We start from the raw sequence: 18,551 nt of genomic DNA on the forward strand, positions 1-18,551 counted from the left end.
CCGCAGAATCCTAACGCTCGCCGCTGCGGCACTGCGCCACGGGAGAACACAGGCACCGATGCGCAGGGGGCTTCACACCGGTGGCTAGACTGACCCAAGCTGTCCGTATCCGTTCTACGAAAGCGCCGTGCTTTGCCAGGAAACTCGATCATCCGCCATCAAAACGCCTCCCTTCTGTCCATCAAGAAGGTGGAAGCGGACGTGGTGGTGGCCTCGGAGACTGCCGATCAAAAGCTCGCGGACACCTTCAACAGGTTGAAGCTGCCCACCGGGTTGCTGGAACGCCTGGCTGGGGTGCGCGAATTCCGTGTCTGGTCAGAGGGTCGGCACTACACGGACGCCGCCGTGGAAGCCGCCCAAGCGGCCATGGAGGAAGCCGGTGTGACCCCGGATCAGGTGGGCCTGTTGGTCAACTGCTCGGTGACCCGCGACGGGTACGAACCCGCTTTGTCCGTCTCCGAGCACGCACGCCTGGGGCTGCCCACCTCCACGTTGAACTTTGACATCACCAACGCGTGCCTGGGTTTTGTGAACGGCTTGACCGTTGCCTCCACCATGATTGACGCCGGAGCGGTGGACTACGCCGTCGTTCTGGCGGGTGAAGACCCCACCCCCTGGCACCGTGAGGCTTTCGAGCGACTGCAGCAGCCGGATGTGACGCGCGCGGATGTGATCCGGGAATTCGCCACCCTGACCCTGGGGTGCGGTGCCGCAGCGGCAGTGGTGGGCAAGGCGGATGCTCACCCGGAGGGGCACCGAATCCGCACCTCCGTGACCCGCTCGGCCACCGAGCACCACGGGCTGTGCATCGGCGGCTTCGATGGCATGTTCACGGATGCCTCCGGGCTGCTCAAACACGGTGTTGGGCTGTTGACCACCACGTGGGAGGAAGCCCGCACCCAGGGCTTTGAATGGGATGACTTTGACTGGGTGATTGCCCACCAGGTCTCCACGTCCCACACGGACAAGACCGAAAACGACATCGGCATCCCCCCGCACAAGCTGCCGCGCACCTTCCCCTTCTGGGGCAACGTGGCCGCAGCTGCCCTGCCCATGACTTTGGCCCAGCAAGCGGAGGGCGCCTTCCAGCCCGGACACCGGGTGCTGGCCATGGGCGTGGGCTCCGGATTGAACGCGACTTTCATGGAGATCGACTGGTGAGTCACACGGGCAACACTTCCGCACCGACCAGCCCCCACCTGCCTTACACGGACACTCCGCTGCCGGGTATTGACCCGCGGTGGTCCACCACGGTGGAGGTGGCCTCCAATGCGGCGTGTGAGCCCGTCCGCGGCCGCCTGCGCCGCTGGCACGTCCTGGACAACCAGTCGGTGTTGGAGGCAGAGGGCAAGCAGCCGGTGGGCACCGTCCTGGCCGTCCACGGAAACCCCACTTGGTCCTATCTGTGGCGTGATGTGATCACAGCCGCCACTGAAGCCGAGCACCCGTGGCGCGTTGTGGCCGTGGATCAGCTGGACATGGGTTTTTCCGAACGCACTGGCCTGAACCGACGCTACGACGATCGCATCCAGGATCTCAGCGACCTCACGGCTGCCATGGGAATTGACGACGACGACCCCGTGGTCACCCTTGCCCACGACTGGGGCGGGCTGATTTCAATGGGCTGGGCAGAACTGCATCCGGCCGTGCACGCGGGCATCATCATGACCAACACCGCCGTCTACCACGACCCTGCCACCGGCGCCATCCCAGCACCCCTGCGGCTGGCCCTGGCACCAGCCGTGCACGGATCGCTGACCTCCAAGTCCAAGGCCTTCTTGAACGTTTCCGTCACTTTGGTGGAGTCGGGAATCTCGGAGGAAGTGCAGGAGGCCTTTGAAGCCCCGTATCAAACTGCCGAACGCCGTCAGGGCATCCAGAACTTTGTGGCGGACATCCCGGCCTTTGACGGGCATCCCTCCAACTCCCGGTACGAGCGCACGGCTCAGTGGGTCTCCACCGCCACCGTTCCCGCCCTGTTGCTGTGGGGTACCAAGGATCCGGTGTTCAAGGAGCAGTACCTCCAGGATTTGATCCAGCGCCTCCCGCAGGCCACGGTGCATCGGTATGAAGGCGCCAATCACCTTCTGCCCCAGGACCGCCCGGTTCAAGAGCCCATCATGCGGTGGTTGACCGAGAACTTTGTGGATGATCACACTCACCGTGAGCAACACCAGGCCGTTCGCCCCGGCGGAACCGCGGACCCGCTCCCCGCCGATTTCAAACCCTTCCACACTGGGCTGACCGAACGTGCAGCCCAGCAGGCCCACGCCTGGGAAGTGGCCACGGTGGACATGGGACCGGCCACCAATGACTCCGAGCCGGCGGTGAAGAAGCGGCTCTCCTGGACCGAGCTGGATCAGCGGGTCAATTCCATTGCTGCGGGGTTGCTCAACATTGGTGTTCGCCCCGGGGACCGCATCAATCTGATGATTCCCCCGGGCACTGATCTGACCACGTTGATGTACGCGTGTTTCCGGATCGGTGCTGTGATCGTGGTGGCGGACACCGGCCTGGGCGCCAAGGGGCTCTCCCGTGCACTGAAGGGCGCTGCCCCCCGGTGGCTGGTGGGCATCCCCCGCGCGCTGGCGGCTGCGCAAGCCTTTGGCTGGCCGGGTACCCGGATCAGCGTGACCGACTTGGACCCTGTCCGGACCAAGGCCCTGGGGGTGGCGCACACGGTTGCCGAGCTGGCCAAGACCCCACCCATTCCGTTCCCCGTCTTGGACCCGGAAGCTGATGCAGCGGTGCTGTTCACCTCCGGCTCCACCGGGCCCGCCAAGGGCGTGGTCTACACCCAACGTCAGATGGCCGCCATGCGCGATGCCGTTGCTGCCGTCTGTGACCTGCGCCCCGGGACCGGCCTGGTGGCGGCCTTTGCTCCGTTTGCTCTGTTGGCCCCGGCCATGGGCGCTGCCTCCGTGACCCCGGACATGGACGTCACCAAGCCGCGGACACTGACAGCTCGTGCTCTGGCGGATGCCGCCGGTGCCATTGAAGCGACCTCGGTCTTTGCCTCCCCCGCCGCCATCGTCAATGTGCTGGCCACGCAGAACGAACTCTCCGCGCACCAGCGTGAGGCCCTGGGCAACGTCAAACTCATGCTGTCGGCCGGCGCCCCGCTACCTCCCACGCTGTTGGAGGATCTGCAGGATCTTCTGCCGAACGCTGTGTTGCACACCCCCTACGGCATGACCGAGTGTCTGCCCCTCACGGATGTTGACCTTCCCACCATCCGCGAGGCCGCCGTGGACTCACAGCCTCAGAACCCGGAGGCCGGGCTGCACGGTACGCCGCGCGTGGAAGGTGCTGGAGGTGGTGTGTGCGTAGGGACCCCAGTACCCGGGGCCACCATCCGCATCCGTCCGTTGAATCACGACGGCGTCCCAGCAGGAGAGCTCACGGATCAACCCGGCATTCTGGGTGAAATCGTGGCGCAGGCACCACACATGAAGGACCGCTACGACCACCTGTGGGTCACGGAAAATGAATCCACCAGGCTTCCCGGATGGCACTCCACCAGCGACGTCGGACACTTTGACGCCAAGGGACGCCTGTGGGTGGAAGGGCGGCTGAGCCACGTACTGCACACCGCCGACGGCGTGGTGGCCCCCGTGGCGGCCGAACACGCCGCAGCGGAAGTTCCGGGCGTGGGCCGCACCGCGATCGTTGGTGTGGGTCGCAGAGGCGCCCAGGTTCCGGTGGCCGTGTGCGAAACGGAGCCGGCCTCACGGTCGGTGGGTCTGGCCCGGCCGGCGCTGGCTGCCAAGGTGAGGGCCGCCGTCGCCGAAGCCACCGGACTGGATCTGGCTGCCGTGCTGGTGGTCAAAGCCCACCCCACGGATGTTCGCCACAATTCCAAAATTGACCGAACCCTGCTCGCCGACTGGGCTGAGGCAGCCCTTGGCGGGGGAAAGATCAAGAACCCATGAGTCCAACACCCACCACACCCGCCAAAGCGCACGCCCCGCGCCGTGCCCACAGGGCCACACCGGCTGAATTGCGCGATGTCTCGGCGCTGCGCGGTGAGGGACGCCGCGTTCTGGTGACCGGTGCCTCCGGAATGCTCGGTGCCGCCGTGGCGCGTCTCCTGCGCGATCGCGGATGGCAGGTACGCATCATGCAGCGCAGCCCCGCCGCACTGGCCCAGGAGGACGGGATCGAGCAGGTCTTGGGCTCCATCACGGACCCGGAGGCCGTGGAAGCTGCCATGGAGCGGGTGGACGATGTGGTGCACCTTGCCGCCAAAGTTTCATTTGCCGGTGACTGGGACGATTTTGTACACACCAACGTCACGGGCACTCGCGTGATCTTGGAAACTGCTCGAATGGCGGGCGCGCGCAATGTGGTGTTCGTTTCCTCGCCATCGGTGGCCCACACCGGAGAATCCATCCAAGGCGACGGCGCCGAACCGGCTGACCCGCGGCATGCCCGTGGCAATTACGCCCGGTCCAAGGCCGCTGCAGAATTGCTGGCCCTGGAAGCCGATTCACCCAACTTCCGCGTGACTGCCATTCGCCCGCACATTGTGTGGGGCCCCGGAGACACGCAGCTGGTGGAACGCATTGTGGACCGCGCCGCCAGGGGTCGTTTGCCCCTGCTGGACGATGGCGCCGCACTCATTGACACCACTTACATTGACAACGCGGCCGAGGCGATTGTTCGCGCCCTGGAACGGATCGAGGTCAGCCACGGAGAGGCCTTTGTGGTGACCAACGGGCAGCCGCGCCCGGTGGGTGAAATCATTGCGCTGATGTGCAAGGCCGGTTCCGTGGCCCCTCCCACCCGTAAAGTCCCCGCCGGGTTGGTGAAGTTTGCGGGCAGGGTCATTGAAAAGATCTGGCCGATCAAACCCGGTCAGGATGAGCCGCCCATGACTGAGTTCCTGGCCGAACAGCTCTCCACGGCGCACTGGTTCGACCAAAAGCGCACCCAGGAAGTTCTGGGGTGGAAGCCTGCCGTGTCCCTTGAAGAAGGCATGGCTCGGTTGAAGGCCTACTACACCCAGAACCCCATGCCGGTGGTGGCTGAAATCCGGGAAAAGCGGTTGGAAAAGACCCGGCGCAAGGTCAGCTGATCCGCCGTGGAACCTTGGGCATGGCGAATGCGCTGTGGGGATTCCTGGAGCGCATTTGCCATGCCCAAAGTTCTGCGCACTCGGCACAAGGCTTGAGGTGAGATGAAATCCACAGCCATGCGGCGCTTACGAGTCACCGGTCCCGGACAGTCTGCGCAGGTGCTTCTGGCCGAGCGGCTACGGCAGCAAGGTCTACCCCTGGTGGTCCGGCCCAGCCAACGACGCCGCGAACTCATCCCCTACACCGGCCCCATGCTGGTGGTGCTCGGTCTGCTGTTGCTGACACAGGCCATCGGATTGCGAGTGCTGGTGGCTGCCGAACGCCGCGCCGGTGTGGACTACCTTCAGGCTGACACTCTCCCCGATGACCTTCTGTGGACCACAACCATTGTGGCGGGGGTGGTACTGGTCATCCACCTGTGCTCACCCCTCATGTTGTGGGCGGTGGCATTGGTGGTCCGGCGTGGGCGGACACGTGTCCGGGCCGGCGTGGTCCTGGCAGGGCTACTGATCACCTTGTTGGCGGTGATGGTGGCACCCTGGGAAATTGGACTTGGGATCAATCTTCTCACCGCCGTGACCCTGGTGGCGGCTCTCCTGGTTGGTGCCTATTTAGGGCTGGGCGTGATCACTTTGTGGTCCATTCAACGCATCATCCAGGAATTGCAAAGTGTTGGGGCCATGGTCATCCGAGCCTTGCCACTGCTGATGTTGGTGCTGCTGTTCCTGTTCTACAACTCAAACATCTGGCAGATCGCCGGGGCCATATCGTGGCTCAACATCACGTTGACCGCCGTCGTTCTGCTGGTCCTTGCCAATGTTCTGAACATGGTGCTCACAGCGGAGATTGTGCGCGGTTCGCACCTTCAGGCCCACTTGAAATCCTCTGCCACACCACCGCGGCTGATGGAACAAGCCAATATCCTGGCTGTTCCCACCCTGGTGGTGACCATCCAGGCAGGGATTTTCAGCCTGCTGGTTTTTGCCTTTCTGGTGGGTTTCGGCATGCTCTCCATCCCGGTGGCCACCATTGCGCAGTGGACCGGACAGGCACCCCACATCGTGTTTCCGTGGCTGATGCCCGGTCTGCCGCTCAGCCAGGAACTGCTCAAGGTCTGCCTGGTGCTTGCCGCCTTTGCGGGTCTGAACTTTGTGGCCTCCATGACCACCGACCACCATCACCGCAAGCTGTTCATGCAAGGTGTCCTGGATGAGTTGGAAGAGGGTTTGAAGGTCCGCGAGCAGTACCTCCGCTGATTTCCATGGGCTGACACAACCTTTCAACGCGCGACATGCTGCTTGGCTGCCGATCCGAACTTGGACGCGCCAAATGCGTTTTCGGGGTCGGCGCAGCGCATTTGCCATGCGCAAGTTGGCTGACGAGCTGGCCTGGGCTCAGAAACGAGCGTTGCGCGGTTTCCGCTGGCAGACAGAACACCGGAAGGACGAGCGGTTCATGAACTGCTCCCGCACAATCACGCCTTCCCGCCCGGCTGCAGCGCATCGCGGGCACGGTTCACCGGTCTGCCCGTAGGCGTTCAGGGACAGCGCAAAGTACCCCGACTCCCCGTTCACATTCACGTAGAGGGAATCGAAGCTGGTGCCGCCGGCCTCCAGCGCCCGGGTCATCACCGTCTGCACGGCTTCCAGAACGCGCCGGGTCTCCGCCCGCGTGAGAGTTTCCGTGGGGCGGGCGTAGTGCAGGCGCGCCTCCCACAGTGCCTCGTCCGCGTAGATGTTGCCAATGCCGGACACCAAACCTTGATCCAGCAGCGCTCGCTTGATTCCAGTACGACGACGCCGCAGCCGCTCGTGCACCGCGTCCATGTCAAAAGCTGGGTCCAACGGGTCGCGGGCAATGTGGGCGGCGTGTTCGGGAATCAGGGCATCACCGCGAAGACCCTGTCCGGCGGGGGCGCCATCTGCGGTGGGCACCAGATCGTCAATGAACATCCCGCCAAAAATTCGTTGATCCACAAACCGCAATTCACCCGGCAGAGTCGCACCGGGGTGCTCGGGGTCCGGGGCTTCAGACAGGGTCAGGCGGATACGCAGGTGGCGATCATCCGGCAGTTCGGAATTCTTCACCAACATCTGCCCGGACATCCCCAGATGAGCCATCAGCGCCAGCGCGGGTGCAGGTGCAGCAGCAGCAGAGTCCTGTGCGGCAGGATCAGAGCTGAGGCCGCCATCAAACGTGGCGTCAGCATCAAACGTGCCGCCGGCACCACCTTGTTCCGGCGGCTGCAGCGGCATCCACAGGAACTTTCCACGGCGGACAACATCCAGCACTCGGCAACCGGTCAGGTCCTGCACAAAGGCATCCGGTCCCTCAACGTGCCGGCGTACGGAGCGGGCATCCAGAACGTGGACGGATTCCACCACGCGCCCTGCCACCCACCGGGCCAAACCGCGGCGGACCACCTCTGCTTCGGGCAGTTCAGGCATCCGTCAATCCCGCGGGAAATCGGACGCGGCTCCACCGGGGCCACGCCGCGCGCGCCGGGACTTCTTCTCAGCCACAGACTGCTCCGAAACCGGGCTGGCCGGCACGGTCTGGGAGCCGGGGGCCTGGACAGGCCGACCGTGACCATCGGTGAGGGTGGTACCCGTCAAATTGAGATAAGCAGCCGCAGCAGCCCGCCGCTCGGCTTCTTTCTTGGACGTACCTTCACCCGCGCCGGCGTCGTCGTCACCGATCACGCACGTGGCCACAAACGAACGGTTGTGATCCGGTCCGGCACCCACCACCGCATAGCTCACGGCGCCCAGGTGGCGCATGGCGGCCAACTCCTGGATTTCGGTCTTCCAGTCGCGGCCTTCGTGAATCACAAAGTCATCTTCCAGCAGCGGCACAATCATGCCCAGCACAAAGCTGCGGGCGCGCTCGATCCCGTGGGTCAGATACACGGCACCGATGATCGACTCCATGGTGTCCGCCAGGATGGAGTTCTTGTCCTGACCGTCCGTGCGCACTTCACCCTTGCCCAGCCGGATGAACGGACCCAAGTCCAGACCCCGTGCCAGTTGCGCCAGGGTCCGTGTGGAGACCACGGAGGCGCGGATCTTGGCCAGTTCGCCCTCTGAGCGCGCCGGATAACGCCGGTAAATCTCATCGGTCACCGCGAGCCCCAGCACGGAGTCGCCCAAGAACTCCAGGCGTTCGTTGTGCACCTGACCGGGATGCTCGTAGGCGTAAGAGCGGTGCGTCAGGGCAATGAGAAGCGTCTCGGCGTCGATGTCGACGCCGAGACGCTTCTCAAGATCCTGAAAATCGTTCACCGTTTTCAGGCGTCGGCTACCTTGCGGCCCTTGTACTCGTAGTACAGGGCGGTGCCCGCGGAGTCGGTGACCAGCTTGGCCTGGTGCGGCAAGCTGTAAACGGTCTTGCCGTTTTCTACCGAACGGACCAGCTTGGGGGCCTTTGCCTTCCACTGTGAACGGCGCATGCGGGTGTTTGCACGCGAGAGCTTCCTCTTGGGAACAGCCACTGCTATCTCTCTTCTCTCGTGGTGTCGGAATCCGCACCGAACAGCCCTTCCAGGGCGCTCCAGCGCGGATCAAGCACTTCATGGTGGTGACCCGGGTGCTCCTCCAGCCGCACGCCACATTGGGCACACAGACCTTCGCAGTCCTCCCGGCACACCGGTTGGAACGGCAGCTTGGTGATCGCTGCGTCCCGAAGCATGGGTTCCAGGTCGATGGTTTCGTCCTGGACTTCGTACATTTCGTCGGCTTCGTCGTCGTCCTCCGGAACTTCGGAGGGGGCGTCGAACAGGAAGAGTTCCTGCACCTCCACCACCAGTTGGTCGGTGATGGGGTCGAGGCATCGACTGCACTGGCCTTCAAGGCTAATGGTCACGTCCCCGGAAACCAGGATTCCGTCATGGACGGATTCGAGTCTCAGATCGCAAACCATCTCAGAGCCTTCGGGGGCCCCAATCAGCGCATTGCCGAAATCACTCGGCGCGGGCACTGTCTCCTGCCAGGTGCGCATGGTCCCCGGACGGTGTTCCAAGTCCCTGACGTTGATGCTCAGGGGTGATGGGGTGGCACGTACGATGATCTGCTCCTGTGGGTCCAATACCAGCGGCCTATCCTACTCGGTTGCTCCGCTCAGGCTCAACCGAGTCGGCACGGCGTGGCGAATCTCTCGTCACACACCAGTCGAGCGCGCCGTCAGCGCTGCGTACACCGGCTCGGGCACGAACGGCGCCACGTCTCCCCCCAGCCCGTGCACCTCCTTGACCAGGCTGGAGGAAATGTGCAGCAGATCGGGATTGGCCGGCAGAAAAACCGTTTCCACCGCTGTCAGCGCCCGATTCATGGCGGCCATGGGCAGCTCGTAGTCATAGTCCTGCCCGGAACGCAGCCCCTTGACCAGGGCCACGGCTCCCCGATCCGCCGCATACCGCGCCAGTAATCCTTCCTCCAGAGGTTCGACGACGACGCCCGGGATGCCCCGCAGAGAAGCCTCCGCCAAGTCCAGCCGTTGCTGCCGGTCAAAGAAGTAGGACTTCTTGGGATTGTCACTCACGGCAACCACCACTTCCGGAAACAGCAACGCGGTACGGCGGATGATTTCCACGTGCCCGCGGTGAATGGGATCAAAGGATCCGGGGCAGATGGCACGGCGTGCGCTGGTCGGTGTCATGGGCACCACGCTAGCGGTTTGGTGACCGGTACGCGGTGCCGGTGTTTCTAAACTCGAAGGCATGAGTGACTGCATGGATGATCGAGCACCCCAACGCCTTCTCCCGTGGCGCGCCATGGCTACCGGAGGCGGCTTGCTGGACGCCCAGGGGCGGTTTCGATCCACCATCTTTGATGAAACCTCTGCCCAGGCTGCCCGCCACGGTGCAATCAATTTGGGACAGGGCTTTCCGGATGAGGACGGCCCGCAGGTCATGCTGGAAGCCGCGGCCGCAGCCATTGGATCGGGGAAGAATCAGTACACCCCTGCCGTGGGTTCCCTTGCGTTGCGCCAGACGGTGGCCGCTCAGCAGGCCAGGACTCAGGGACGCGCCCTGGACCCGGACACTGAGGTTCTGATCACGGTGGGCGCTGCCGAAGGCCTCACGGCAGCTTTGCTGTCCACGGTGTCCCCGGGCCAAGACGTGGTGGTCCTGGAGCCTTATTACGATCTCTACGCAGCCGTGGTCTCCTTTGTGGGCGCCAATCTGCGCACCATTCCGCTGCGGCCCCCAGCCTTCCGCCCGCAGGCCGAGGACATTCGTGCAGCCTTTGGGCCGCGCACCGCCGCGGTGGTGCTCAATGATCCGCACAATCCCACGGGCACCGTCCTGGACCCGGACACCGCGTTGTTGATAGCCCAGCAGGCCATTGCCCATGATGCAGTGATCATCACCGATGAGGTGTACGAACATCTACGTTTTGACGGCAGCCACACCTCCCTTGCGGCTGCGAAGGACCGTTCGATTTTACTGACCGGCAGCGGCCATCAGATGTCCGAAACAGACAGAGCGCGCCTGATCACGGAAATCACCGAACGAACGCTCGTGGTCTCTTCAGCCTCCAAGACGCTGCGCGCCACAGGGTGGCGGATCGGCTGGGTCACAGGCCCGGCTGAGCTGATCACCGGGGTCCGAGCGGTGAAAACGTACCTGACGCACTCCCCCGCAGCACCGTTACAGGATGCCGTGGCCACCGGCTTGCAGGACCCGGCCTGGGCCGGCGCACTGGCAGAACAGCAGGGACAGCGATCACATCTGGTGGTCAACCACTTACGTGCTCTGGGACTGAACGTGGCCACTCCGTCCGGCTCCTATTACGTGGTGGCGGACTTCCGGCCGTTGTACGAACGCCTGGGCGTCACGGACAGCCCGGGGCTCTCCACCGCACTCATTGAACAGGCCGGTGTGGCACTTCTACCGGTGGCAGCTTTCGCTTCGGCTGCCCATGGCGAGCTGTACGACGGTTGGATGCGCGTGGCCGCGTGCAAGCAAACGGACACGCTGGAGGCTGCCATGCAGCGGCTTGAGCGGCACCTGGTCTGAAATCGCGGGGTGTCAACCCTTGCGGCCCAACGCCCGATAGGTCCAGCCTGCCCCTTCCCACACCTGCGGGTCCAAGACATTGCGGCCGTCCAAGATCTGTTTGGCCTTCACCAAGGGACTCAACTGGTCGGGAGTCATGGTGCGGAACTCCTGCCATTCCGTGAGCAGCAGGACCACTTCCGCGCGAGCCACGGCTTGGGGTAGGGAGTCCACGTAGTCCACCCGAGGGTAGCGCTCAGCCGCGTTCCGGTTGGCCTGGGGATCATAAACGTGCACATCCGCACCGATTGAATGCAACCGCGCCGCAATGTCCAGCGCGGGTGAGTCGCGGACGTCGTCGGACTCCGGTTTGAAAGCCGCCCCCAGAACGGCCACCTGACGGCCCATGACAGAACCGCCCAGCATGTCCGTGACCATGCCCACCGTGTGATCGCGGCGGCGAGTGTTGATGTCGTCAATTTCCACCAGGAAACGCACGGACTGATCCAGACCGAGCTCGGAAGCACGCGCCCGCAAGGCGCGGATGTCCTTGGGCAGGCAGCCACCGCCAAACCCCACCCCGGCGTTGAGGAATTTGCGGCCGATGCGCTCGTCCATGCCAATGGCGTCGGCCAGAGTGCGGATGTCGCCCCCGACAGCCTCGGTGAGCTCAGACAGGGAGTTGATGAAACTGATTTTGGTGGCCAAAAAGGCATTCGCCGCCACCTTGACCAGCTCAGCGGTCTCATAGTCGGTGATGATCAGCGGAATCTCGGCTTCCAGCTGCTGGGCGTACACCTCCCGCATGACGGCTTCCAAGCGCTGGTCCGTGAGCTGATCGGCGTCGTCGTGTTGCCCTCCGTAACCGGGCAGCCCCAGGACCATCCGGTCCGGACGCAAGGTGTCCTCCACCCCGTGGCCCTCCCGCAGAAATTCCGGATTCCAGACCAGGTCAACCACCACACCATCCGGTGCGTTCTCCCGGACCAGGGCCCGCAGCCTGCGAGCAGAACCCACCGGGACGGTGGACTTTCCCACAATCACAGCATCGCGCTGGGAGTGCCGGGCAATGGAAGCCACGGCGGAGTCCACGTAGCTCATGTCTGCGGCGTAAGAACCGGGGCGCTGCGGGGTACCCACACCCACAAAGTGCACGTCCCCGAAAGCACCGGCTTCTGCGTAGTCAGAGGTGAAGCGCAATCGGCCGGAGGTCACGTGCTTTTTCAGAAGTTGGCCCAAGCCTGGTTCGTGAAAGGGCAACACCCCGGCGGACAGCGCCTCCACCTTGGCGGGGTCAACGTCCAGGCCCAGGACCTCAAAGCCCATTTCCGCCATGGAGGCCGCGTGAGTTGCCCCCAGATAGCCCGTGCCCAGAACCGTGATCTTCATGCGGTGATCCTCCTGGCCCGCTGCGGGCCTGCTCCGTGGTGCGGTCCGATTCGCCTACCGGCCGCGGGTCGGTGACAACAGTGCCCCGCCCAGATGAACCCCGGATGAAAAGGCCACGACGCTGCGTGGGATCAGCTCTCCAGAGAGCGTGCGGAGCATTCCTCCGCGAACCACAGTGCGGTTTCCCCGTGCTTGGAGGATTCCAACCGCCGCAGCCCGGTGGGCCAGGCAGGTTCCGGGGAGCGTGCTGAACGTTCCACCACAACCACCGCACCGGGGCCCAGCCGGCCGGGCAAGGGTGCCAAGAACTCGGTGACCTGTTCCTCCGTCAGAGGGTAGGGAGGATCGGCCAAAACCAAGTCCCACGGGCCGGTGTGCGCCGTCAAAAAACTCAAGACACTGCCTCTGTGGGCAACTGCGATGGTTTCTCCCAACGCCCGATTGACCACCTCCGCATTGGCGTGAGCCACGGCCAAGGCCTTCCGATCCCGTTCCACCAGGTCCACGGAATCCGCACCGCGGCTGGCAGCTTCACAGCCCAAGGCCCCTGAACCGGCGTACAGGTCCAACACACGTGCTTGGCGGAGCATCCCCCAAGCCTCCAGACGGGAGAACAGGGATTCCTTGACCCGATCCGTGGTGGGCCTGGTCCCGGTTCCCGGCACGGAATGCAACCGCAGTCCCCCCGCTGCCCCGGCAATGATCCTGCTCATCAACCACGCTCCAGGTATTTTTCGGTGTTCTCATCCAGGTAAGCCTCAATGGCCAGAGCCAGCCCCCAGTGCCGCTCCAGCGTGGGGTCCACGTCCAGGATCTCCATGGCCTCCCGGCGAGCGCTTTCAATGACTTTGATGTCATCCAAGGCCCGCAACAGCCGCAAGGTGCTGCGCCCACCGGACTGGGCATCACCCAAAATATCGCCTTCACGCCGCAGGTTCAGGTCCGCCTGAGCCAGTTCAAAACCGTCAGTGGTGGCAGCAACGGCGTCGATCCGTTCCCGTGACGGGTGCCCCGGTTCCCTGCGGGTCACCAGCAGGCACGTACTGGCGTGTTCACCGCGGCCAATGCGTCCGCGCAGCTGGTGAAGTTGGGAGATCCCGAACCGATCGGCATCAAAAACCACCATGAAGGTGGCGTTGGGAACATCCACGCCCACTTCCACCACGGTGGTGCACACCAAGAGGTCAATCTCCCCGGCGGCAAACTCCTCCATGGTCTGTGTTTTTTCCTGGGCATCCAAACGTCCGTGCAGCACGGCGGCACGGATGCCGCTCAGTTCTGGGGAGTCGGCCACCAACTCTTCCAGCCACCGCGTGGACACCATGCCCTCACCCGGTTCCAGGCCGGCCGGTTCCCGCAACGCATCGGAAGGTGGATTGTCCCCGCCGCGTGTGGTTCGCGTGGCTTTTTTCTTGGCTGATTCACGTTGCGCGCGCAGCATGGGAGCGGCGGCCAGAACCTGGACGGATTCGGCCAGGGACATGGGTGGGACAGGGGCGTCGTCGCCAATTTTTGGGGCCACAAAATAGACCTGACGGCCCGCCGCTATCTCCTCCCTGGCTCGCTGAAAAATTCGTTGCTCCCAGCGGGGGTGTTCGGACAGCCCCACCACGTGCGTGCTGATGGGCTGGCGTCCGCCGGGCAATCCCTCCAGCACGGAGACATCCAGATCACCGAATACGGTCATGGCCACTGTGCGCGGAATGGGTGTTGCGGTCATGACCAGAAGGTGTGGTGCCATCTGGCCGGAATCACGCAGACGGTCACGCTGCTCCACACCAAAACGGTGCTGTTCATCCACCACCACCAGCCCCAGGTTGAAGAACTGCACCTTTTCGGACAGGAGGGCGTGCGTACCGATCACCAACCCGGCCTCCCCCGTGGTGATTTCCAGCATTGCCTTCTTGCGGGCTGCCTGCGGCATGGAGCCAGTCAGCAGTACTGCCCGGGTGCCATCTGCATCACCGCCCAGTGTTCCGGCCTGGGCCAGCGGCCCCATGGCAGCCTGAACGGAGGCGTAGTGCTGGGCGGCCAAGACCTCTGTGGGGGCCAGCAACACCGCCTGCGCCCCGGAGTCAACGGCCTGCAGCATGGCCCGCAATGCCACCACAGTTTTACCGGCTCCCACATCTCCTTGCAGCAAGCGATTCATGGGGTGCTCGCGGCCCAAATCCCGGGACAGTTGCTCCCCCACGGCACGCTGCGCGGGGGTCAGTTCAAACGGAAGCTGGGCATCGAATCGCTGCCGGATGCCGTGTTCAACTCCCGGTAAGGGTGCGGCCGGCCGCAGATTCACTGCACGACGACGCCGCACCAGAGCCGTTTGCAGCATCAAAGCCTCTGTGTGCCGGAAGCGGGCTTTGGCTCGATACCAACTGCGCTCATCCGGTGGCCGGTGTAGATGCCGGTAGGCCGTGGCAAGCTCCGGGTAGCCGTGGCGATCAGCCACACCGGCGGGGAGGGGATCCGGGACGGTGGACCAGTCAGTGGCGTGAAGAACCTGTTTGACGGCCGCCGCAATGCGGTCACTGGTGAGCCTGGCGGTGGCGGGGTAGACGGCAATGGGGCTGCCTGCATCCGCCAGAACTTCCAGGGAGCCGATTTCATCTTCGGTGTCCAGCGGGGCGTAATGCGGATTGGTCATGGTCCGATGACCTTTGTAGAGACCCACTTTGCCGCTGAAGAGCGCATGACTGCCGCTGGAGAGCTCACGGGCGGCGGTATAAGCATTGAAAAAGCTGAGCGTCATGCTGTCATCACCGGCCTCGGTGAGCACCGCGTGATCGTTGTGGTGGGAGCGATCCGTGATCACCACCTCCGTGATGGAGCCTTTGCGGTTGCGCATCCGCCGGGTGTTCACGGACACCACCTCTGCCACCAGGGTGGCGTGCGTGTCCAGTTCAAGCTCGGCAAAGGAACTCAGCTCTCCCCGCTGCACCAGACGCCTGGGTACGTGGTCCAGAAGGTCCCCAAAAGTATGCAGGTTCAGACTGTCCCCCATGATGCGCGCCTGGGTGGAGCTGAGAATTTCCGCCAGCGCCCGGTCAAGATCACCACGGCGGGGATGTCCGGGGGTACTCACACTCAATCCAGGCCAGCCGCAGTGTTACCCGGACCAGTCGCAGGGTTACCCAGGCCGGTCACCGTGATGTTGCGTGGGGAACCGTGGCGCCGCAGGATTTCCAGGGCCATCTGCTGTTCCGGGACGTGGACATGAACACGCCATCGCCACGTCTGCTCATCAATTTCAGACACCGCGGAGACAATCACGCTGTTTCCGGTCTCATCCAGTTCATGCCGAATGGTGGCAGCCGCCAGGGCACTCATGTCCATGGTGGCCATGACCTCAACGCCCGTGGTGGCAGCTTTCAGAGCATCCATGGCAGCGGCGTCGGCATCTTCCACCGGCGGGTACAGGTCATAGCCGATCAGGGTCAACACCTGACCCACAGGCTCAAAATCTTCTGAGTCGTAAGTGTCCTGGCCTGACTCACCTGTTGTCTGAGTAGCATCCTCTGCGCTCTGGACAGCATCCTCCCTGACCTGGGCGGCACCGTCTGGGACCGTGGTCCCGGCCTGGGAGGTATTGCTCTCCGCTGTCCCAGCGCCAGTCGCCTGAGATTGCTCCGCACCACCCCACAGTTCGGGGCCGGTGGGATTGTGCCCCACAAGAGCTCGGCGCAACGCGTCCAGGATGATCAGCAGACCCAGCGCCCCGGCATCCACTTTTCGGGTTCCGCGCAGGACTTCCAGTTCTTGGGTGGAGGCCACCACGGCGTCTTTGGCCGCAGCAACCATGGTGCGCAGGTACCGGGTGAGTTGCTGTTTGGACCCGGGTTCACCGTGGTCCGGTACGGGTACCGCTGCTGCAGCGGCCAGCACGGAAAGCATGGTTCCCGGTACGGGATCGGTCAGGACGGACCAGGCCCGTACAGATCCAGCGCTGAGCCCGCTGACAAGAGCCTCCGCATGGAGCCGCTCTGCCGATTGCAGGCCATCTCCCATGGCCGTCAGGAACACTGCAAAAAGGGTGCCCGAATTTCCGCGGGCTTCTTCCAACGCTGCTTGTCCGGCCAGGGTGACCAGTTCACTCAGATCGGGGGTTTCCAGCATCTCCGTGGCCAGTGCGGCAGTTTCCACGGTGGCCGCCAAATTGCTCCCGGTGTCCGCATCTGCCACCGGAAATACATTGAGGGCGTTGAGAATCTCCGTGTGGTCCCGCAGATCACCAGCTGCCATCTCCAGCCATCGCTGCACGGCCGATGTGCTAGAAGCCGTCCTCTGATTCAAAATGGTCCCATCCCTGCCCCCTGACTCCTTCAGGGAGCTGACTCACTGGTGTGTTGGCCACCCACACCGGCTGTTGGGCCGCTGCTGACCCCGGTTCTGATGCTGCCGCCGTGGGTGCGGCCGATGCCGTGGGCCAGCCCTTGGCTGCAGCCCGCACCGAGCCTAACGGACGTACCCCGTCAGGTAGCTGATGATGCGGGGGCACTGTGGATAACAATCCGTGATCTTCTCCGCCGTTGAGTACCCAGTACAGCGGATCACGCCCCGTCAACCGCGCCGCAGGTTGCAACTCCCGCGCCAGTGCCTCCAGGGCATGGGGGTCCAGGACCATCTCCACACCGGAGGCCCGTGCCACCCGGCTCGCATCCCGCACCAGCCCATCTGAGACGTCAATCATGCTCGTGGCCCCGCAGCGCGCCAGCTCAGCTCCCAGTTGCACCGGTGTCACCGGCCGCAGCTGCGATTGAACCAGGGCGTCCACAGCCGCGTTGTCTCCGGGCCGGTATGCGCTTTCCCGCAAGATCTCCAGCCCCGCCGCAGCGCGCCCCACGGTACCTGCCAGCACAACGACGTCGCCGGGTTGGGCGCCGTTACGCCGCACCGGTGCCCGCCCCTGAAGGTCACCCGTCACGGTGGCAGTCACCGAAATCTCCCGACCAGCGCCCAGGTCACCCCCCACCACTCGGCAGCGGTCCGCACCGCAGGCCACCATGCCTGCCCGAAGGCCCCGGGCAAAGTCCTCCACCCACTGCACCGGGGTGGTGCTGGGCAAGGTCAAGGACACCACCAAGGAGGATGGCACCGCACCCATGGCCGCAGCGTCCGCCAGGTTCTGGGTGGCACATTTGTGCCCGGTGTCCAGCCCTGAGGAGCGAAAACCGCTGGGCCACTGCAGTTCAAAATCCTGGCCCTCAACCTGGGTGTCCGTGGAGATCACGAATCGCCGGTCCGGGGCGGCCACCACCGCACAATCATCGCCTGGGCCAAGGATCTGATAGGGGCCACCCGATTCTGCCCCGCCGCCATCTGGTTCTGCCCAGTCACCGTCCGTTTCTGGCCAGCCAGCATTGAGCAAGGGGGCAAAGCGCGCTATCAACTGCGCCTCACTCAACGCTGCCACCGTCAGATTCTCCGTCACGCCCTCACGGTAGCCCAGCGCTCGGACAGCACAGTCAATCCGACCGCGCTGGATACCGCCTAGACTGAGCTCATGCCTGCAGACAAACCGCTTCTTCAGCGTGCCCGGCTTTCTGGTCGACACCCATCAACCGGTGGCCACACGGACTCACCACAGCGCCGGGGAGGGCAACACCGGAGGGTGGGGTTCGGCGTCGTCGTGGTGCTCTCCGGGATGCTGCTCACGGCGTGCGGTGCGGGACCGGTTTCCGTGGATGCTGCAGAAGATGCCGCCAATCCTGATTGCGCGCCAGCCATGATGGCCATGCCGGAGTCCATTTCGGAGCAGGATCAGCGCCAAACCACCAGCCAGGGCACCACGGCCTACGGGGAGCCGGCGGCTCTGGTGGTGCGGTGCGGAGTGACGCCACCGCAGCCCACCACGGAGATGTGCAGTCGGGTGAATGGGGTGGATTGGATCATTCGGGAAACCGATGAACCCAATCAATGGCAGGCCACCACCTACGGGCGCGATCCAGCCTTTGAAGTCACCTTTGACACCACGGTGGTGCCGTCCTCCACCGCCCTCATTGACTTGGTCAGTGCGGTGTCAACGGTGGATCAGGACCGCGAATGCCTGTCCGTGGAGGAAACTCTGGACGGTGCCTGAGCGGCTGACCGCG

Annotated in this window: 16 protein-coding genes; 6 read left to right on the forward strand and 10 right to left on the reverse strand. The window is 64.1% G+C overall.

Going from position 1 to position 18,551, the window contains the following annotated elements; translation table 11 throughout:
• Positions 1-132 precede the first annotated feature (132 nt).
• From Q4G32_RS06005 to Q4G32_RS06020, 4 genes are all read left to right on the forward strand, one after another.
• A complete protein-coding gene (locus Q4G32_RS06005; RefSeq protein WP_303349975.1) occupies positions 133-1,161 on the forward strand; it encodes a 3-oxoacyl-ACP synthase III in 1,029 nt (342 codons plus the stop codon).
• A complete protein-coding gene (locus Q4G32_RS06010) occupies positions 1,158-3,932 on the forward strand; it encodes an alpha/beta fold hydrolase (RefSeq protein WP_303349976.1) in 2,775 nt (924 codons plus the stop codon). Before Q4G32_RS06005 ends, Q4G32_RS06010 begins: the two co-directional genes overlap by 4 nt.
• Positions 3,929-5,077, forward strand: a complete 1,149-nt coding sequence (locus tag Q4G32_RS06015; protein WP_303349977.1) for an NAD-dependent epimerase/dehydratase family protein — start codon at positions 3,929-3,931, stop codon at positions 5,075-5,077. Before Q4G32_RS06010 ends, Q4G32_RS06015 begins: the two co-directional genes overlap by 4 nt.
• Before the next feature lie 102 nt (positions 5,078-5,179).
• Entirely contained in the window at positions 5,180-6,334 is a 1,155-nt protein-coding gene (locus Q4G32_RS06020; protein ID WP_303349978.1) for a hypothetical protein, read from the forward strand.
• A gap of 138 nt (positions 6,335-6,472) precedes the next feature.
• On the opposite strand, the gene mutM is transcribed toward Q4G32_RS06020, so the two are convergent.
• The 5 genes from mutM to coaD all read right to left on the reverse strand — a co-directional run bounded on the left by mutM (position 6,473) and on the right by coaD (position 9,731).
• Complete coding sequence (mutM, locus tag Q4G32_RS06025; protein WP_303349979.1) at positions 6,473-7,525, reverse strand: bifunctional DNA-formamidopyrimidine glycosylase/DNA-(apurinic or apyrimidinic site) lyase; 1,053 nt, start codon at positions 7,523-7,525, stop codon at positions 6,473-6,475.
• Positions 7,526-7,528: 3 nt separating this feature from the next.
• Positions 7,529-8,359, reverse strand: coding sequence for a ribonuclease III (rnc, locus tag Q4G32_RS06030; RefSeq protein WP_303349981.1), 831 nt, complete (start codon positions 8,357-8,359; stop codon positions 7,529-7,531).
• Between the two features lie 5 nt (positions 8,360-8,364).
• Positions 8,365-8,568 (reverse strand): 50S ribosomal protein L32, encoded by a 204-nt coding sequence (gene rpmF, locus Q4G32_RS06035; RefSeq protein ID WP_047690457.1) that lies wholly within the window; start codon positions 8,566-8,568, stop codon positions 8,365-8,367.
• Between the two features lie 2 nt (positions 8,569-8,570).
• On the reverse strand, positions 8,571-9,116 hold the full coding sequence (locus Q4G32_RS06040) for a YceD family protein (protein WP_303350120.1): 546 nt from the start codon (positions 9,114-9,116) through the stop codon (positions 8,571-8,573).
• Positions 9,117-9,233: 117 nt separating this feature from the next.
• Positions 9,234-9,731 (reverse strand): pantetheine-phosphate adenylyltransferase, encoded by a 498-nt coding sequence (coaD, locus tag Q4G32_RS06045; protein ID WP_303349985.1) that lies wholly within the window; start codon positions 9,729-9,731, stop codon positions 9,234-9,236.
• A gap of 61 nt (positions 9,732-9,792) precedes the next feature.
• Between coaD and Q4G32_RS06050 the strand changes: the two genes are divergently transcribed.
• Positions 9,793-11,094: an aminotransferase class I/II-fold pyridoxal phosphate-dependent enzyme gene (locus Q4G32_RS06050; RefSeq protein WP_303349987.1), complete on the forward strand. Its 1,302-nt coding sequence runs from the start codon at positions 9,793-9,795 to the stop codon at positions 11,092-11,094.
• A 12-nt stretch (positions 11,095-11,106) separates the two neighbouring features.
• Here the strand turns inward: Q4G32_RS06050 and Q4G32_RS06055 are convergent, their stop codons facing one another.
• The 5 genes from Q4G32_RS06055 to thiL form a co-directional block, all read right to left on the reverse strand.
• Entirely contained in the window at positions 11,107-12,462 is a 1,356-nt protein-coding gene (locus tag Q4G32_RS06055; RefSeq protein WP_303349989.1) for a UDP-glucose dehydrogenase family protein, read from the reverse strand.
• Between the two features lie 131 nt (positions 12,463-12,593).
• The gene (gene rsmD / locus Q4G32_RS06060; RefSeq protein WP_303349991.1) at positions 12,594-13,175 is read right to left on the reverse strand and encodes a 16S rRNA (guanine(966)-N(2))-methyltransferase RsmD; all 582 of its coding nucleotides are present in this window, start codon (positions 13,173-13,175) and stop codon (positions 12,594-12,596) included.
• Positions 13,175-15,463, reverse strand: coding sequence for an ATP-dependent DNA helicase RecG (locus Q4G32_RS06065; RefSeq protein ID WP_441327473.1), 2,289 nt, complete (start codon positions 15,461-15,463; stop codon positions 13,175-13,177). Before Q4G32_RS06065 ends, rsmD begins: the two co-directional genes overlap by 1 nt.
• 83 nt (positions 15,464-15,546) lie before the next feature.
• Positions 15,547-16,719 carry a DAK2 domain-containing protein gene (locus Q4G32_RS06070; protein ID WP_303349995.1) on the reverse strand — a complete coding sequence of 391 codons (1,173 nt, stop codon included), beginning with the start codon at positions 16,717-16,719 and terminating at the stop codon, positions 15,547-15,549.
• A gap of 10 nt (positions 16,720-16,729) precedes the next feature.
• Positions 16,730-17,890 carry a thiamine-phosphate kinase gene (gene thiL, locus Q4G32_RS06075; protein WP_303349997.1) on the reverse strand — a complete coding sequence of 387 codons (1,161 nt, stop codon included), beginning with the start codon at positions 17,888-17,890 and terminating at the stop codon, positions 16,730-16,732.
• A 72-nt stretch (positions 17,891-17,962) separates the two neighbouring features.
• Between thiL and Q4G32_RS06080 the strand changes: the two genes are divergently transcribed.
• On the forward strand, positions 17,963-18,538 hold the full coding sequence (locus tag Q4G32_RS06080; RefSeq protein ID WP_303349998.1) for a DUF3515 family protein: 576 nt from the start codon (positions 17,963-17,965) through the stop codon (positions 18,536-18,538).
• The last annotated feature ends 13 nt before the right edge of the window (positions 18,539-18,551 follow it).

Source organism: Kocuria sp., assembly GCF_030538595.1.
Classification (GTDB): Bacteria; Actinomycetota; Actinomycetes; order Actinomycetales; family Micrococcaceae; genus Kocuria.

Excerpts from the sequence above, each read along its gene's own strand:
- Q4G32_RS06015 (WP_303349977.1), top strand. The coding sequence starts at position 3,929 with ATGAGTCCAACACCCACCACACCCGCCAAAGCGCACGCCCCGCGCCGT.
- Q4G32_RS06020 (WP_303349978.1), top strand. The coding sequence starts at position 5,180 with ATGAAATCCACAGCCATGCGGCGCTTACGAGTCACCGGTCCCGGACAG.
- mutM (WP_303349979.1), bottom strand. The coding sequence starts at position 7,525 with ATGCCTGAACTGCCCGAAGCAGAGGTGGTCCGCCGCGGTTTGGCCCGG.
- coaD (WP_303349985.1), bottom strand. The coding sequence starts at position 9,731 with ATGACACCGACCAGCGCACGCCGTGCCATCTGCCCCGGATCCTTTGAT.
- Q4G32_RS06050 (WP_303349987.1), top strand. The coding sequence starts at position 9,793 with ATGAGTGACTGCATGGATGATCGAGCACCCCAACGCCTTCTCCCGTGG.
- Q4G32_RS06055 (WP_303349989.1), bottom strand. The coding sequence starts at position 12,462 with ATGAAGATCACGGTTCTGGGCACGGGCTATCTGGGGGCAACTCACGCG.
- rsmD (WP_303349991.1), bottom strand. The coding sequence starts at position 13,175 with ATGAGCAGGATCATTGCCGGGGCAGCGGGGGGACTGCGGTTGCATTCC.
- Q4G32_RS06065 (WP_441327473.1), bottom strand. The coding sequence starts at position 15,463 with ATGGGGGACAGTCTGAACCTGCATACTTTTGGGGACCTTCTGGACCAC.
- Q4G32_RS06080 (WP_303349998.1), top strand. The coding sequence starts at position 17,963 with ATGCCTGCAGACAAACCGCTTCTTCAGCGTGCCCGGCTTTCTGGTCGA.